Below are 15,435 nucleotides of genomic sequence, written 5' to 3' on the forward strand. Positions count from 1 at the left end.
GCGGCCCGCCGCGAGCGGCGGCGGCACGGCCGCGACGACCGCGCGGAGAGGTCCGGCCCTCGGACCTCTCCGGGCGGCTCACCGCCCACACCGGGACCCGCCCGGCTCCGGGCCGATCACCACCCAAAACACCGGGATCCGCCCGGCTCCGGACCGATCACCGCTCAAGGTGCCGGGATCTGCCCGGCTGCCCCGTTCCGGGCCGTTCACCACCCAGGTCGCCGGGACCCGCCCGGCTCCGGGCCGTTCACCGCCCAGGACACCGGGACCCGTCCCCCCAGGCGTCCCGAATCAGGCGACGGGGAAGTTCTCCAGCTGGGCGCGCACCCGGGCGGCGATCGCGGAGGGCATCGTGCCGACCAGTTCGAGGGCCTCCTCCGAGACGCTCCGCGCCGCCTCCGCCTCGCCGACGGCGGCGTACGCCTCGCTGAGCATGACCAGGACGCGCACCTGGTGGAGTGGCGCGTCGATCTTGTGAAACAGGCCGAGGGCCTGGTGGAAGCGGCCGATGGCCTGTTCGGTCTGGTCGACGGCCAGCGCCAGCTCGCCGAGGCCGAGCACGACCCTGGCCTCGGCGAGCTTCTCCCCCGCGGCGCTCGCCACCTCCAGGGCCTTCTGGAGAGTGATCTCGGCCTCCTGCAGGTCACCCCGGCGCAGCCGCGTGATGCCCAGGCCGTGCAGGGCGTACGCCTCGCCGGTCGGGTCGCCGATGTTGCGCACGGTCGTGAGCGTCTGCTCGAACACCTCGGCCGCCGACGAGAACTCCCCCGACCTGAGGTAGGTCTCGCCCAGCCGGTGCAGGACCTGCGCCTCCACCCGGCGGCTGCCGCCGATCCTGCTGAGTTCCAGCGCCTCGCCGAGCAGGCGCTTGGCCTCGTCGAGCTCCTCGCAGTCAAGCCTGATCTGGGCCAGGCTGTGGAGCACGTAGGCGGAGGCGACCTGGTCGCCGGTGCCGCGGAAGATGTCCAGCGCGCGCTCGTACCGTTCCACCGCGTCGTCGAGCCGGCCGCTCATCCGGTCCAGGAAGGCGATGTTGCGGATGACGAGGGCCACCCCCAGGTCGTCCCCGGCCTCCTCGAACAGCTCGGCCGCCGACTCGAAGTCGCGGCGCGCGTCCCCGAAGCGCTGCTCGGCGATGTAGAGCGAGCCGATCGAGTAGAGCATCGCCGCCTGCCCGCGGCGGTCCCCGGCCCGCCGGGCGGCGGCCAGGGCGACCTCGTGGGTCTCCCGCCAGTCGTCGAAGTAGATCCTCGACTCAAACAGCGTGACCGCGCTGATCGCGAGATCCCAGCACAGCTCGACGAACCCGGCCTGCGCCGCCTGGCGGATGCCCGAGACCAGCGTCAGCCGCTCGCGCTCGTACCAGGGAAGGGGGGCCATGACCAGTTTCTCGACCAGCCGCTCGGGCAGCGGCCAGCGTGGCGCGTCGCTGTGGACCTGCACGTAGTCGCCGCCGTACTCCCGGCGGTGCGCCTCTCCGGTCAGGAAGAGCAGGCCGCCGAGCACCCTTTCCAGCGCGGCGTTGCGGTCGGCGACCGCCTCCTCGCCGGCGAGGCGCTCGCGGGCGAACACGTGGATCAGGTCGTGGAAGCGATACTGGCTGTGCACGCCGTACCCGGCGTCGGTCGTCTCGACCAGCTGGCTGTCGGCCAGGTCGTCGAGCAGGTCCTGCGCGTCGGAGGGATGGCAGTCGAGCAGCGCGGCGGCGACCCAGCCGGAGAAGTGCCGGGACTCCAGGATGGCCAGGCGCCGAAACAGGCGGCGCGCGTCCTCGCTGACGCTCTCGTACGTCAGGGAGATGCTCGCCCTGATGCCCAGGTCCCCGTGTTTGAGCTCGTCGAGCCTGCGGGTCTCGTCCTCCAGCCGTCCCACGAGCTGGTCGATCGTCCAGTGCGGGCGGGCGGCGAGCCTGGCGCCCGCGATGCGCAGTGCCAGCGGCAGATGGCCGCAGAGGTCGGCCAGCTCGGCCGCCGACTCCCGCTCGGCCTGCACCCGCTCGATGCCGGCGATACGGGAGAGCATGTCCACCGACTGCCTGGAGTCGAAGAGGCCGACGTCGAGGTGGGCCGCGCCGGGCAGGCCCGCGAGCCGGCTCCGGCTGGTGATTATCACCGCGGCCTCGGGATTGCCGGGCAGCAGGGGCAGCACCTGGCTCTCGCTTCTGGCGTCGTCCAGGACGATCAGCATCTTGCGCCCGGCGAGCAGCCCGCGGTACATCTCCGCCCGCTCGTCCACCCCGTCGGGTATCGCGTTGCCCGGCACGCCCAGCGCGCGCAGGAACCGTTCGAGCACCTGCCCGGAGCCGAGCGGGCGGGACTCCCCTCCGTGCAGGTCGGCGAAGAGCTGGCCGTCCTCGTAGCGTCCGGCGACGCTGTGCGAGACGTGCACCGCGATCGTGGACTTGCCGATGCCCGGTTTGCCGACGACGGCGATGACGGGAACGGCGAGCCGCTGGCGGTCCTCCGCCGCGAACGTGAGCTGGCGGCGGATGGCCTCGACCAGCTTGATCCTGCCGGTGAAGTCGGCGATGTCGGTGGGAAGCAGGCGGGGGACGGTCCGGCGGCCGACCGGCGCCTCCTGCGCCTCCGCGTGGCGCTGCTGCTGGTGTTGCTGTTGCTGTTGTTGCTGCCGCGCCGGCGGGTCGAGGCTCTCGTCGGAGGTGAGGATGGCGTACTCGAGCTGCTGGAGGCTCTCGTTGGGCTCGATGCCCAGCTCGTCGATCATCGTCTGGCGGGCACGACGATAGACCGTCAGCGCCTCGGCCTGGCGTCCCGAGCGATAGAGCGCGAGCATCAGCTGGCCGCGCAGCCGTTCCCTGAGCGGGTGCTCCTCGACGAGCTCGCTGAGCTCACCCACCAGCTCGTGGTGTTTGCCCAGCTCCAGTTCGAGCTCAACGCAGTCCTCGTTGGCGGTGATCCGGCGCTCGGTCAGCTTGCCGATCGCCGCCTGCACGAGCCGGCTCTCCTGACCGTCGAGGGCGGGCCCCCGCCAGAGGGCGAGCGCGTCCCGATAGTGCTTGACGGCATCCTCGGGGCGGCGGCTCTCGCGGGCCTGGCGGGCCTGGCCCAGCAGGGCCTCGAAGTTCTGGGAGTCGAGCTGCCCCTCGGCGACCCGCAGCGTGTATCCCTGGGGGTGGGTCGCGATGACGTCGGGCCCGCCGTTGGCGGCGAACAGCCTCCGCAGCGAGGAGATGCAGATCTGCACCTGCGCGCGCGAGGTGCTGGGGAGATCCTCACCGTAGATGGCGTCTGTCAGCCGCCCGATGGTGACCATCCGGTTGGCCTCCAGCAAAAGGCAGGAAAGAACCACCTGCTGCCGAGGCGCTCCCAGGTCCAGGCGCTGGGCACCGACGACGACCTCCAGGGGGCCGAGGATCCGATACTCCACCGAATCTCCTTACAGAATCGCGGCCTGTCCAGGAGTTCACCGCACGGTTGGTGTAAGAGAGACGTGAGGGACCTGACCATTTTCATGGAGACAGGCAACAATAGACTCAACCCCACCCCCCACGATCTTCGGGCGTATAGCCCGGCGATCACAGTGGGTAATTTATATGCACAAACGCCGTCTGCCCGGGATCATACATCCCCACTGATGGGAGAACCAGTGGGGTTTGTAAAGGTCTGGCCCGATTTGCGACTAACGGGTGGGTTTGGGGCATGAAGAAGCGGCCGGGCCCTGAAGGCTCCGACCGCTTCGGCGAACCCCCGCCGCCGGCGACGCCGCCGGGCGGGGAGTGCAGTTCAGCCCCAGGGAGTGTTGCTGGCGAGCACCGCGGTCTTCGTGGCCCCACCGGCGACCGAGGGGACGACGGCGGTGAGGCCGACGCACCCGAGAACGGCGATGGCGGAGACGATGATCCGGAGGGCGTTGAAGCTCGCGAATTCCCGCATTTTCTGTACCTCTTCTTCGTGTCTTGCAGGCTGTTCACTGCTGTCCGCCTGTCTGCTTCAAAACGTAAATAGCCTCCCTATCCGCGCCTTATCCGATTCCTTCTGATCCGGCATCCGGGCCATCCGGCGCGAAACAATAGGCACGGGTAGCCGATGGATAGCGGGCCGAAGGCGGATGGATAGCCCTCCCGTGGAACCTGATGTGACCGAGGCCGCGTGATAAGGGTCACGCGGCCCCGACCAGCAGATGGGTAATCTCAATGAGCATCGCCACGCAGGCACTTGACGGCGTCTACGGCCGATCCGCGGCCGGTGTCCGAGCTCGCCTGGAGCGCGCCTCGGGCGCCGGCTGGGAGCCGGTGTCCGAGGGCGAGACCGACATCGACGGAAACGTCAAAGAATGGACGGACGAATTCATGGAGCGCGGGCTCTATCGTCTCGTCCTCGCCACCGACCACTATTTCGCCGGGCTCGGCATGACCACCTCCTACCCGGAGGTCACGGTCATGTTCAGAATGCACGACGAGCGCATGCCGTATCACGTCCAGGTCGTGCTGGCGCCACACTCGTACTCGACGTGCTTCGGCGTCCGCGGGTGAGTCCGCGAGCGGCGGAGTCCGTCCTCCCAAGGGAAGCGATCATGCCCGTTCAAGAATTGGTGACACCCGGCCCCCACAACCCCGGGCAGGACGAGGGCACGCCCTCGGTCATCGCCCGATGCCTGAGCAACTTCCGCCTGGAGGTCGACGGGCAGGCCGTCTCACACTGGCGTGCGGGCAAGTCCCGCGCCCTGTTCCAGTACCTGCTGGTCAACCGCGAGCGGTTCGTCCACAGGGACCGGTTGCACGAGGTGCTGTGGCCGGAGCGGGAGGGGCACCACTCCAGCTCGCTCAAGGTCGCCGTGCACGGCGTGCGGCGGGTGCTCAACGAGTTCGAGGACAGGGACGGCTTCACCCTGCTCCACCAGGACCACGGGTACGTGCTGCGGACGAACAGCGCCTGGGTGGACATCGAGGAGTTCCAGCGCGCCTTCGACCGGGGCCGGACCGCGTGGGTGGCCAAGGACCACGACACCGCGATCGCGTGGTTCCAGCGGACCGCCGACCTGTACATCGGTGACTTCCTCTCCGGCGAGACCGGCGACTGGATCAACGAGCAGCGGCAGTGGATGCGCGGGACCGCCCTGCGCGCCCTGTCCGCGCTGCGCACCGAGGCGCTGGAGCGCGAGGACTGGCCGGCCGCCATGCACTGGTGCCGCAGGGCCCTCGACGTCGATCCCCACCACGAGACCACCTACCAGACCCTGATGATGATGCACGGCGAGCTCGGCGAGCTCGGCCGCGTCCTGAGCTGGTACGAGGTGTGCCGCCACCGGCTGCGCACCGACCTCGGCGTGGAGCCGAGCGAGCGCACCGAGCGGCTGCTGGCCACGCTCATGCGAGGCCGGAGCCTGCCGCCCCTGACCGGACGGCGCCCGTGACGGCGCCGGTGACGTTCCCCGGCCCGGGGTCCGATCTGGAACACCCGCGCGCGGCGGTCCCGGAGCCTGCCCCCCCTGACCGGCCGGCCCCCGCGACGCCCCTCGACCGGGGGCCCGATCTGGAACGCCTGCGCGCGGCGGTCGGCGAGTTCGCCCGCTACGGCGCGGCCGACAGGTCGTGGGAGCGGCTGCTGCTGGCGACCGGGCCGGGGGTCGACCCCGCGCTCGCGGCCCATCGCCGGGCGCTGCTGGTCTGGTTGAACGCGTGGGGATGCCGGCTGCGCTATCCGCGCGACGGGGAGCACGACGTCTTCTGCGCGGAGACCGCCGCCTGGTGGGAGCGCTGGAGGGAGCGTCTTCCCGGCCGGGACGCCACGCTCGCGACGCTGGGCGACGCGGAGATCGACGTGCTGGGCGAGTGTTACGCGGATCTGTCGGCGATGCGGGCGACCCCCGGGCCCAGATCCCGCTCCCTGGGACCGACCGCCGCGACCAAGATGCTGCACGCCCTGCGCCCGCGAGCGCTGATGCCCTGGGACGCCGCCATCGCCGACGCCCTGCACGGGGCCCGTACGGCGGAGGCCTACCGCGCGCACCTGCGAACGGGCCGGGAATGGGCGCGGCGCCTGCTCACCGAGACGGGTCTCGGCGAGCAGGCGCTGGCGGTGGAACTTGGCCGCCCCGGGCGTCCGCTGGCGAAGATGCTGGACGACTACTGCTATCTGGTGTTCACCGCGGCGACCTGACCGGCCCCCGCGGCGACGTTCGCGGCCGGGCTCCGTCTTCACGGCCACAGGGACGCGACCCGGACGGGTCGCGTCCCTGCGTTCACCGCAGCGATCTGACCAGGCTTCGCGCGGCCGTGCGGCTCGCGGCGAGCACGGTCTTGCCCGCGCCGCCGCTCCCCCCGGTGAAGGTGTAGACGCCCCTGGCCAGGGGACGCAGCGACAGCCCGCCCGTGGGGTGGTAGCACTCGACCGCGGTGACGGCCTTGACCGTCCCGCCGGGCGGCCGGTATCCGATCCTGGCCTCGGCGACGTCAAGGATCCTGCTGGTGAGAACGGGGTCGGTCGGCGTGGTTCCAGGGGTGATGTCCCATCTGTCGGTAGGCAGCCCGAGCAGGATCCGTTCTTCGGCGTACGACCTGCCGTAGAGCCCGGACGTCTCGTCGACGAACGCGTTGGGCTCCTTTCCCGCCGAGGGGCCGAGCACGTACTGGATCACCTTGGTGCGCAGCCCCGCGTCCGTCAGGCCCGTGCGGGCGAGAAGGCCCTGGGTCCACGCCCCGGCGGCCACCACGACGGCGTCGAACCTGGCCGGGCTGCCCTCGGCCGGCCGGACCTCGGCCTCGGCGGTGATGCCGTCCACCTGCCCGTCGATGACGAAGGCACCCGACCTGACGAGCTCGACCAGGAGCCGGTCGCGGAAGCCGTTCGGGGAGAGGTATCCGGCGCGCTTCTCGACGACGGCCACGCTCCCCTCCGGCAGCTCGCGGAACGTGCCACGGGTGCTGAGCTCCGCGCCGCTGACCAGGGAGATCGAGCCGGGCAGGCGGCTGCGTACCAGTTCCACCAGGCCCTCGGTGCCCGGTCCGAGGCCGGGCAGCAGGTACACGGAGCCGGTCTCCCGGTAGGAGGCCCACTCGCGCAGCTCCCGGTTCGAGTGGAGCTCGGCCAGGCTGTCGGCGGCCTCCAGGCACAGGGCGGGGTCGGGCTCGAAGGCCCTGGTCAGGCCCCCGGAGGCGGCGCTGGCGTCGGCCCTCCTGTGCGGCTCTCCGGTGTACAGGTGGACGGCGCTGCCCCTGATGACCTCGCACAGGCGCCAGGCCAGCATCGCCCCCGCGATCCCGCCACCCACGACGGCGATTTTGATCATCGCACTCCTCCGTTCATGTCGCCGAGGCGGTCGCGTTCCGCGACTCGTCGGCCTTGTTGGGGTCCCGCATGCCGATCAGGCCCGCCACGGTCGCGATCGCGGAGACCAGGGCCGCCCACAGCCACACCGAGCGCCCCACCTGGAACCACACCAGAGTTCCGATGACCGGCCCGATCGCGGTGCCGAGCCCGAAGACGCTCTGCATGGCGCCGATGTAGCGTCCGCGGAGCCGTTCGGGGCCGGCCAGGGCGGGGTAGGCGAACGTGGTGGGCCCGCCGATGATCTCCGAGAGCGTCCAGACCAGGGTGCCGAGCATGAACCAGATCGGGAGCGGGGAGATCGCGTAGATGGCGTAGCCGACCGAGACGAGGCCGAGGCCGAGCAGCGCGGTCAGCCGGATCGGCCACTTCTGCACGACCTTCGTCATCGCCAGCTCGCAGGTGATGACGATGAGGCCGTTCAGTGAGACGGCCGCGCCGTACCACCACAGGCTGATGCCGGCGGCGGAGATGTCCAGCGGGAGGGTCGCCGTGTACTGGCAGTAGACGATGGAGGTGAGCAGCATCGCGACCAGGTACATGCTGTAGCGCCAGTCGGCGAACACCGCGAGGTAGCCGGAGCGGCCCTCCGCCGATGACACCTCCGACTCCTTCGCCGCCTCCGCCGACTTGGCCGCGGCGCGCGGGGCGCGCTTGGGCAGCGCGAACATCACGATCCCGCCGAAGATCAGTGCCGCGGCGGCCTCTCCCCAGAAGAGCGCGTTGTAGGAGACGGCGAGCAGCGCGGCGCCGATCAGCGGGGCGGCGGTCATGCCGAGGTTCAGGCCGAGACGGTACATCGCCGTGATCATCACGACCCGGTGTCGCGGTGTCAGCTCGGTGAGCATCGTCTGGGCCGCCGGCCGGTAGAACTGGCCGACCGTGCTGACCATGAAGACGGCGGCCAGGATCATGGCGTAGGACGGGGCGTAGAGAATGGACACGATCAGGAGGGCCGAGCCGCCCATGCTGATCAGGGTGACCGCCCGGGCGCCGAGCCGGTCGGAGAGCGATCCCCCGGCCAGCGAGCCCACCACCGCGCCGGCCCCGTACACGCCCAGCGCGAGCCCGGCCTGGGTGGCGGAGAAGCCCCGGTCGGTCAGGAAGAGCACCAGGTAGATCTGGATGAACGCGGCCAGCCTGCTGATGAAGCCGCCGAAGAGCAGCGCCCTGACGGCGCGCGGGGCCTCCCGCAGGGTGGCGAACACCCCGTCGTCCGGCTTGTCCGGGAGTGTCGAGGACACGTTGTTCTCGTTCTCGATAACGGCGGTCATGCGGCTGCCTTCACCTTCAGGTTCGCCTCGGCGGCGTCCAACGCGGCCCGGCACTCGTCGACGGTCGGGGACAGCGCGGTGGCGTAGGCGATACGCCCCCACAGGGTGCCCTTGGGCGGTGGCGAGACGGTCGCGCCCGCGGCGACCACCGGGACCACCCGGTCGATCTCCGGGGGCAGGCCGGTCTCGTCGAACTCGATCGACTCGATCGTGGTGTCGTCCTCGGCGACGTAGAAGAAGCGGACGCCGCCGACGAGCTTGCGCTCGGGGGCGAGGGCGGGGGTACGGCCGCAGGCCACCGCGGCGGCGGCCAGGCCGGGGTCGATCCCGGTGGTGAGCATCCCGAGGTAGGGGATCATGTCCCCGCCCAGGCGCGCGTTCACCTCGATGACGCGCAGACCCCTGGAGGAGAGCTTGACCTCGGTGTGGGTGAAGCCGTCGGTGAACCCGAGCGCGGTGTGCGTGTCCTGCAGGACCCGGCAGAACTCCGGGTCCTGCAGGAGCTCGTCCTGGGCGTCGACGAAGTGGCCCACCTCCTCGCAGTAGGGCTCGTAGCCGAGGACCTTCCTGCCGAGGAAGAGCGGGGTCACCACGCCGCCCTGGACGACGGCGTCGACGCTGACCTCGGGACCGTCGGCGAACTCCTCGACCAGGACGGGGACCTCGAACGTCGCCCCGCCGGGGACGTGCAGGTCGTGGACGAAGGCGAACCGCTCCGCCAGTTCCTGGGGGTCCTCGACCTTGATGACGCCCAGGCTGCCGCCGAGGCCGCGCGGCTTGAGGATGGCCGGGTAGCCGACCTCGTCGGCGGCGGCCAGGGCCTCGTCGAGCGTGGAGACGGCCAGCGACCTGGGCTGCGGGACGCCGAGCGCGTCGAGCGCGACGCGGGTGAGGTGCTTGTCGCGGCAGCGGCGCACCATCTCGGTGTCGCCGCCCGGCAGCCCGAGAGCCTGCGAGACGTGCGAGGCGGCCAGGATCGTGGCCTCGTCCCAGCACAGCACCCCGTGCACGGGCTCGCGGGCGGCGAGCTCCAGCGCGGCGGCGGCCAGGGCGGGACCGTCGCCCAGGTCGGCGACGACGGTCCAGCCGGTGACGTACTCCCGCTCCCAGCCGGGCTCGGCGGCCACCAGGAGGTGGACGCGGTACTCGGTGGCGATGGAGCGCAACAGGTACTCGCGGTAGTGCCGCATCCCCGTCGCGACCACCAGGATCAGCGGCCTGGTGTCAGTGGTCATGTCACGCCTCCTTGGCGGTGGTCACGAGCGGCTTGTCGATGCCGTCGGTGCCCTGCAGGGTGTCGAAGAACTCCTCGCGGACGACCTCGTCCTCGGTGGGGGCGATCCTGGCCGCCGCGTAGCGCAGCAGGGGCGGCGCCATCATCGAGGTCACGACCGCGACCAGGACGATGACCGTGTAGGACGCCGTGGTGAGGACGCCCAGGCGCAGGCCCACCATCGCGATGATCACTTCGATCACCCCGCGGGAGTTGAGGCCGGCGCCGAGCGCGAGGGCCTCCCAGCGCGTACGGCGGGCGATGCGGGCCCCCAGGTAGGCGCCGGCGAACTTGGACGCGATGGCGACGGTCAGCACCACGATGCCGGCGATGAGCACCGGTGGCTTGGCCAGCTCGGTCAGGTCCATCCGCAGGCCCGCCGTCGCGAAGAAGATCGGCGCGAGCACCGCGGCGACGAGCGTCTGCAGGGGTGCCAGCCTGGCGACCTTCAGGTCCGGGGAGGAGCCGACGAGCGCGCCGCAGATGAAGGCGCCGAGGATGGCCTCGAAGCCCATCGACTGGGTGGCGGCGGCCGAGAGCAGGATCATGATCGTCACAGCGGCGATCGTGGTGGCGCTCCCGCCGCGGTCGGCGAGGCGCAGCACCTTGGCGACCACCCTGCGGCCGAGCAGGACCGAGACGGCCACGATGCCGACGAGCAGCGCGATGGCGGTCAGCGCGGCCTGCCCGGTGCGCGCCCCGGCGGTGGCGAGCGCGGAGACCACCGAGAGCAGGAACCAGCCGACCACGTCGTCGATGACCGAGCTACTCAGGATGAGCTGGCCGATGTCGCGGTGGAGCAGGCGCATCTCCATGAGCACCTTGGCGATGACGGGGATGGCGCTGACGCACAGCGCGACGCCCATGAAGAGCGCGAAGACCATGGTGTCCACGCCTTCGGCGATCATCTCGGTGGGGGCCAGGAACCCGATCGAGACGCCGAGGACCAGCGGGATGATCAGCCCGAAGCCGCTGATCCAGGCGGCGCTCTTGCCCTGGCGCCGGATGAAGCCCAGGTCGAGGTGCATGCCGGTCAGGCCGACCAGCAGCAGGACGCCGAGCTGGCCGACGGCGTCGATCATGTGGAATCTGGCCGGGTCGGTGGGCAGCAGCCAGGCGGAGAACTCGGGGGCGATGTTGGCGAGCAGCGAGGGCCCGATCAGGATGCCCGCGCTGAGCTCGCCGAGCAGGGCCGGCAGTCCGAACCGGACGGAGAGGCGGCCCAGGACGGTGGCCAGGCCCAGGAGCAGCCCGAGCTGCAGCAGGAGGATCATGAGGTTCTGGGCGGGGATGACGGCGACGGGGGCCGCGGCGATCGTCATGGAGATCAGTCACCGTTCTCGACGTAGTACCAGTTCTCCGGGCTGATCATCCCGAAGGGGTTGATCGGCTCGAAGCCGCGGAGTTTGTTGGACACCTCGAACAGCCGCAGGGAGAAGTTCGGGATGAAGATGACGGGGACCTGCTCGGCGATGTAGTCCTGGTACTCGTAGAGCGCCGCGGGGTCGTCGCTGGTCAGGGTGCGGTCGATGAGCTCGTCGGCCCTCGGGTCGGTGTAGTGGCCGAAGTTGCCGCCGGCGTCGGTCCGAAAGAGGATCTCGCCGCTCGGATAGTGGTAGACCCAGCCGCCGCCCCAGGTGCTCAGCTCCCACAGGCAGGGGCTGTCGGGCCCGACGACGCAGGGGGCGTCCTCGGCCACCAGGACCGAGCCGTAGACCTCCTGCAGCCGCAGCTCGATGCCGGCCTTGACGGCGTCGTCGCGGAACTGCTCCATCAGCCGGGTGAGCGCGGGACGGCCCTCGGCGTACCTGAGGGAGAAGCTGAGCTTGGTGCCGCCGGGGATGCCCGCGCCGGCCTGGCCGGGGCCCTCGCCGGGGTTGACGCAGATCGCCGGTGTCGTGCTGGTGTCCCAGCCGTTGGCCTCCAGCAGCTCGCGGGCCCGCTCTGCGTCGAAGGGCAGGATCGGCGAGCCCTGCAGGGTGGGCGAGACCAGGTCGCTCACCGGGTAGCGGGGCACCGGCCCGTCCTGCCGGTAGGCGTAGCCGTGGTAGATGTCGCGGGCCGCCCGGTCCTGGTCGAGCGCGTGCTGCATCGCCTGCCGGATGTAGGTCTGGGCGAGCATCTTGCCGGCGACGGTCGGGTTGTTGTAGTTGAGCGGGATGTAGCGGATGCAGAAGGCCGCCTGCGGGACCAGCGTGTAGTGCTCGCCCAGCGGGTTGGGGCCGCCCTTGGTGGGGTCGTCGGTCGGCTCGGTGCTGAAGCTCAGCGGGAGATAGCCGACCTGGATGCCGTCGGGCGCGTCCGGCCCCTCCAGCAGTTTCTGGTACTCCTCGCCGTCGGACATGAAGGGGATCTGCCGGAACTCGTCCAGGTGCGCCTTGTTCGGCCCGGAGTAGTGCTCGTTGGGGACGAAGGTGACGACGCCCTCCATGGTGTAGCTCTTCAGCCGCCACGGGCCGCTGACCACGCTCCACACCGGGCTCGTCGCCCAGTGCACCCGGTCGGAGTTGTCCTCCTCGATGACGCCGCCGTTCTCGCCCATCAGGAAGTCGTAGACCGCGGCGACGTTCTCCAGGCCGTACGAGGCGTCGGACGGCCCGTCGGCGGTGCGGTCCCAGGCCTTGGGCATCGGGGTGATGGTGCTGAGCTGGTTCATCAGCACCCAGCGCTTGGAGTAGACCTTGTCGAAGGTGAAGTAGACCTTGTCCTCGGCGAGCTTGCCGTAGGAGACGAGGTTGTCGGGGAAGCAGCCCGGGACGTACTCGCCGTAGCGCTCGCCCTTGACCGCCATCATGTTCACCCAGAACAGGACGTTGTCCGCGCAGATCGTCTCGCCGTTGGACCACTTCCAGGGCTTCACGGTGACGGTGACGGTCAGGCCGTCCTCGCTCCACTGCGGGGGCTCGCCGATGCTGAGGTCGTAGTCGACCTCGGGGGTGCCGTGCGTGCCGAAGAAGTAGAGCGGCCGGTACATCAGGATCTGGAACTCAAGCAGGTTGCGGGTGCCGAAGCGCTCCGGCGGGGTGAAGGGAAAGATGATGGACGGGGGGAATCCGGGCGCGCAGGCCCAGGTCACGGTGCCGCCCTTGACGGGCTTCTCAATGTTCGGGCGGGCGATGGTGTTCAGGGTCATGGTCAGCTCTCAATCCTCTGGTGGGGCAGCGTGAACGTGTCGGGGTCGATCTCCTCAAGGAGGGAGACGCCGCTGCTCGCGTGGGCGCCGAAGCGCTCCCACGTCTCGTGGAGCAGGACCCGGCCGTCGGGGAGCAGTTCGGGGGTGCTGCGGCAGTGGCCCGACACGACGGCTCCGGTGTCGAGGACCATCGTGTAGGCGAAGTCGAGGGTGCCGTCGGGGGCGCAGAGACCGGTGAGGCTGCCCCGGCGGGCGTGGCCGCCGGAGAACTCGCCCCACAGCAGGTCGCCGTCCTGGCGGTACAGGGCGATCGGGTGCTGTTCCCCGGAGGGGACGCCGCCGGTGGTGAAGCGGCGCCCGTTGTAGTCGATCATGAGTGGGCCGCCCTGAGTTCGAGGGTGCAGCACTTGGCGCTGCCACCGGACTTGAGCAGCTCGGAGAGCTCGACGCCGATGGGCTCGTAGCCGCGCTCGCGCAGCTCGCCCATCAGGTGGGTGGCCGCGGGCGGCATCAGGACGTGGCGGCCGTCGGAGACGGCGTTCAGCCCGAACACCTCGGCGTCGGCCTCGTTGGCGATGATCGCGTCGGGGTACAGGACGCGCAGCACGCCCTGGCTCTCCCTGGAGAAGGCCCCCGGGTAGTACATGATCTGGTCGCGGCCGAGCACGGCCAGCGCGGTGTCGAGGTGGTAGAAGCGCGGGTCGACCAGCCTCAGTCCCGCCACGGGCATCCCGAAGAACCTCTCCGCCTCGCGGTGCGAGCGGATGTCGGTGCGGAAGCCGGTGCCGGCCAGCAGGTACCTTCCGGCGTGCAGGTAGTCGCCCTCGCCCTCGTTGACGTGGACCGCCTCGCGGGTCTCGTAGCCGCGGGCGCGGAACCACTCCAGGTAGGCGGGTCCCTCGGCGGCCCGCTCCTCGTACCGGAACCTGGCCGACAGCACCTTGCCGTTGATGACCGTCGCGCCGTTGGCGGCGAACACCATGTCGGGGTTGCCGGTCAGCGGCTCGATGAACTCCACCTGGTGGCCCAGGGCGCGGAAGGCGCGCAGCAGGCCGTCCCACTGGAGTCTGGCCAGCGCGCCGTCGACCGGTTTGTCGGGGTTCATCCAGGGGTTGATGGAGTAGACGACGTCGAAGTGGGTGGGCGGGCACATCAGGTAGCGGCGGGTGCGGGCGACGCGGAGAGTCCGCGGTGGCGCCTCCTCGGCCAGCTGTGTCATGACACTTCTCCGTCCTGGACGAGCGTGACGTTGATCTTGGAGGCGTAGTCGAGCATCGTCTCCCTGGCGTCCTCCAGGGAGGTGCCGGTGGTGCCCAGGAAGCCGAGGATGCTGTTGCCCTCCGGCGGGCGCCGGACGACGTCCCCGGGGCTGGCGGTGATCTTGAGGAAGAAGACCTTGTCGGACTCGGAGACCTCGGCCGGCACGTCGATCGCGGTGATCCGGCCCGCGTCGCACATCAGGCACATCGCGGTGATGTGGACGCCGGTCGGCCGGTAGTGACGCACCCGGGGCGCCGCGCCTCGAGCCACGTCCATGACGGCGCGGATCGGGTTGTGCGCGGCGGTGATCTCGGCGATGAGGTCCAGCCCGCCGCCGCCGGGCCTGATCGCGATCTCCAGCAGGTACGGCTCGCCCCGGTGGAAGCGCACCTCGGCGTGCAGCACGCTGCGCCGCAGCCCCTGGGAGTGCGCCCCGGCCCTGACCACGCGGTGGACCGCGGCCACCTGCTCGGGGGTGAGCGAGGTCGGCCCGTGGTGCACGTCGTCGTCGAAGGTGCCTCCCTCGACGGTGATGCGGTCCACGATGGAGCCGAGATAGACCTCGCCGTCCCAGGCCACGGCCTCGATGAGGAACTCGTCCCCGTCGAGGAAGGCCTCGACCAGCAGGCCGTGCGGGCCGAGGTCGAGGCCGTGCGCCTCCATCTCGAACCACGACATCCCCTCGATGCCGGCCAGCGCCTGCGGGAACAGCTCCGCCATCTCCTCGGCGTCGTCGATCTTGAACACGAAGTTGCTCGCGGCGCCCAGGGTGGGCTTGAGGATGACCGGGTAGCCGAAGTCGCCGGCGGCGGCGAGCGCCGCGTCCAACTCGGTGACGAAGCGGAAGTCCGGATGCGGCGCGTCGTACCCGCGGTGCGCCTCGCGCATCAGCAGCTTGTTGCGGCTGGTCCTGGCCGCCTCGACGCCCACGCCCGGCAGTCCGAGCGCCTCGGCGACGGCCGCGACCGTGGTCACGGCCGACTCCGAGAAGGTGATGATCCCGTCGAAGCGCTCCTGCTCGTGCCACTCCTTGGCCTCGGTGATGAGGTCGTCGATGTTCTGGGAGCCCACGACGCGGTAGCGGTCCCCGGGCCAGAAGTCCGGGGTGCCGATGCCGTTGAGCACGTAGAGCTCGGCGCCGTAGTCCTGCACCTGCTGGTAGCGGGAGCGGTAGTAGGTGGCGTTCTGTCTGGCTTCCATGGCGAGAAG

The 15,435-nt window shown here is 70.6% G+C and carries 13 protein-coding genes; 3 read left to right on the forward strand and 10 right to left on the reverse strand.

The genetic code is table 11. The features are described from left to right. Positions 1–291 precede the first annotated feature (291 nt). Both ACSDR0_RS09040 and ACSDR0_RS09045 read right to left on the reverse strand, forming a co-directional pair. Positions 292–3,387, reverse strand: a complete 3,096-nt coding sequence (locus ACSDR0_RS09040) for an AfsR/SARP family transcriptional regulator (RefSeq protein WP_435288302.1) — start codon at positions 3,385–3,387, stop codon at positions 292–294. A 356-nt stretch (positions 3,388–3,743) separates the two neighbouring features. After that, positions 3,744–3,893, reverse strand: coding sequence for a hypothetical protein (locus ACSDR0_RS09045; RefSeq protein WP_435288303.1), 150 nt, complete (start codon positions 3,891–3,893; stop codon positions 3,744–3,746). A gap of 260 nt (positions 3,894–4,153) precedes the next feature. Between ACSDR0_RS09045 and ACSDR0_RS09050 the strand changes: the two genes are divergently transcribed. The 3 genes from ACSDR0_RS09050 to ACSDR0_RS09060 are packed head-to-tail and all read left to right on the forward strand — an operon-like array spanning position 4,154 to position 6,119. After that, a complete protein-coding gene (locus ACSDR0_RS09050) occupies positions 4,154–4,492 on the forward strand; it encodes a hydroxyisourate hydrolase (protein WP_362873358.1) in 339 nt (112 codons plus the stop codon). 41 nt (positions 4,493–4,533) lie between these two features. Next, positions 4,534–5,373, forward strand: a complete 840-nt coding sequence (locus ACSDR0_RS09055; protein WP_435288304.1) for an AfsR/SARP family transcriptional regulator — start codon at positions 4,534–4,536, stop codon at positions 5,371–5,373. Then, on the forward strand, positions 5,370–6,119 hold the full coding sequence (locus ACSDR0_RS09060) for a hypothetical protein (RefSeq protein WP_435288305.1): 750 nt from the start codon (positions 5,370–5,372) through the stop codon (positions 6,117–6,119). Before ACSDR0_RS09055 ends, ACSDR0_RS09060 begins: the two co-directional genes overlap by 4 nt. A gap of 82 nt (positions 6,120–6,201) precedes the next feature. Here the strand turns inward: ACSDR0_RS09060 and ACSDR0_RS09065 are convergent, their stop codons facing one another. The 8 genes from ACSDR0_RS09065 to ACSDR0_RS09100 are packed head-to-tail and all read right to left on the reverse strand — an operon-like array spanning position 6,202 to position 15,426. Then, complete coding sequence (locus tag ACSDR0_RS09065) at positions 6,202–7,248, reverse strand: FAD-dependent oxidoreductase (protein ID WP_435288306.1); 1,047 nt, start codon at positions 7,246–7,248, stop codon at positions 6,202–6,204. Between the two features lie 13 nt (positions 7,249–7,261). After that, positions 7,262–8,560, reverse strand: coding sequence for an MFS transporter (locus ACSDR0_RS09070; RefSeq protein ID WP_435288307.1), 1,299 nt, complete (start codon positions 8,558–8,560; stop codon positions 7,262–7,264). Beyond that, a complete protein-coding gene (locus ACSDR0_RS09075; protein ID WP_435288308.1) occupies positions 8,557–9,795 on the reverse strand; it encodes an ATP-grasp domain-containing protein in 1,239 nt (412 codons plus the stop codon). Before ACSDR0_RS09075 ends, ACSDR0_RS09070 begins: the two co-directional genes overlap by 4 nt. Before the next feature lies 1 nt (position 9,796). After that, complete coding sequence (locus tag ACSDR0_RS09080) at positions 9,797–11,155, reverse strand: cation:proton antiporter (protein WP_435288309.1); 1,359 nt, start codon at positions 11,153–11,155, stop codon at positions 9,797–9,799. A 5-nt stretch (positions 11,156–11,160) separates the two neighbouring features. Then, on the reverse strand, positions 11,161–12,966 hold the full coding sequence (locus ACSDR0_RS09085; protein WP_435288310.1) for an ABC transporter substrate-binding protein: 1,806 nt from the start codon (positions 12,964–12,966) through the stop codon (positions 11,161–11,163). Between the two features lie 2 nt (positions 12,967–12,968). Beyond that, positions 12,969–13,340 (reverse strand): hypothetical protein, encoded by a 372-nt coding sequence (locus ACSDR0_RS09090; protein ID WP_435288311.1) that lies wholly within the window; start codon positions 13,338–13,340, stop codon positions 12,969–12,971. Next, on the reverse strand, positions 13,337–14,185 hold the full coding sequence (ddaH, locus tag ACSDR0_RS09095; protein WP_435288312.1) for a dimethylargininase: 849 nt from the start codon (positions 14,183–14,185) through the stop codon (positions 13,337–13,339). The genes ACSDR0_RS09090 and ddaH overlap by 4 nt, the downstream gene beginning before the upstream one ends. Beyond that, complete coding sequence (locus ACSDR0_RS09100; RefSeq protein WP_435288313.1) at positions 14,182–15,426, reverse strand: ATP-grasp domain-containing protein; 1,245 nt, start codon at positions 15,424–15,426, stop codon at positions 14,182–14,184. Before ACSDR0_RS09100 ends, ddaH begins: the two co-directional genes overlap by 4 nt. Between the last annotated feature and the right edge of the window lie 9 nt (positions 15,427–15,435).

Origin of the sequence: Streptosporangium sp. G11 (assembly GCF_051192615.1) — a bacterium.
Classification (GTDB): domain Bacteria; phylum Actinomycetota; class Actinomycetes; order Streptosporangiales; family Streptosporangiaceae; genus Streptosporangium.

Coding starts and splice junctions, on each gene's coding strand:
- ACSDR0_RS09100 (WP_435288313.1), bottom strand. CDS start 15,426: ATGGAAGCCAGACAGAACGCCACCTACTACCGCTCCCGCTACCAGCAG.
- ACSDR0_RS09050 (WP_362873358.1), top strand. CDS start 4,154: ATGAGCATCGCCACGCAGGCACTTGACGGCGTCTACGGCCGATCCGCG.
- ACSDR0_RS09080 (WP_435288309.1), bottom strand. CDS start 11,155: ATGACGATCGCCGCGGCCCCCGTCGCCGTCATCCCCGCCCAGAACCTC.
- ACSDR0_RS09065 (WP_435288306.1), bottom strand. CDS start 7,248: ATGATCAAAATCGCCGTCGTGGGTGGCGGGATCGCGGGGGCGATGCTG.
- ACSDR0_RS09070 (WP_435288307.1), bottom strand. CDS start 8,560: ATGACCGCCGTTATCGAGAACGAGAACAACGTGTCCTCGACACTCCCG.
- ACSDR0_RS09085 (WP_435288310.1), bottom strand. CDS start 12,966: ATGACCCTGAACACCATCGCCCGCCCGAACATTGAGAAGCCCGTCAAG.
- ddaH (WP_435288312.1), bottom strand. CDS start 14,185: ATGACACAGCTGGCCGAGGAGGCGCCACCGCGGACTCTCCGCGTCGCC.
- ACSDR0_RS09055 (WP_435288304.1), top strand. CDS start 4,534: ATGCCCGTTCAAGAATTGGTGACACCCGGCCCCCACAACCCCGGGCAG.
- ACSDR0_RS09075 (WP_435288308.1), bottom strand. CDS start 9,795: ATGACCACTGACACCAGGCCGCTGATCCTGGTGGTCGCGACGGGGATG.
- ACSDR0_RS09090 (WP_435288311.1), bottom strand. CDS start 13,340: ATGATCGACTACAACGGGCGCCGCTTCACCACCGGCGGCGTCCCCTCC.
- ACSDR0_RS09045 (WP_435288303.1), bottom strand. CDS start 3,893: ATGCGGGAATTCGCGAGCTTCAACGCCCTCCGGATCATCGTCTCCGCC.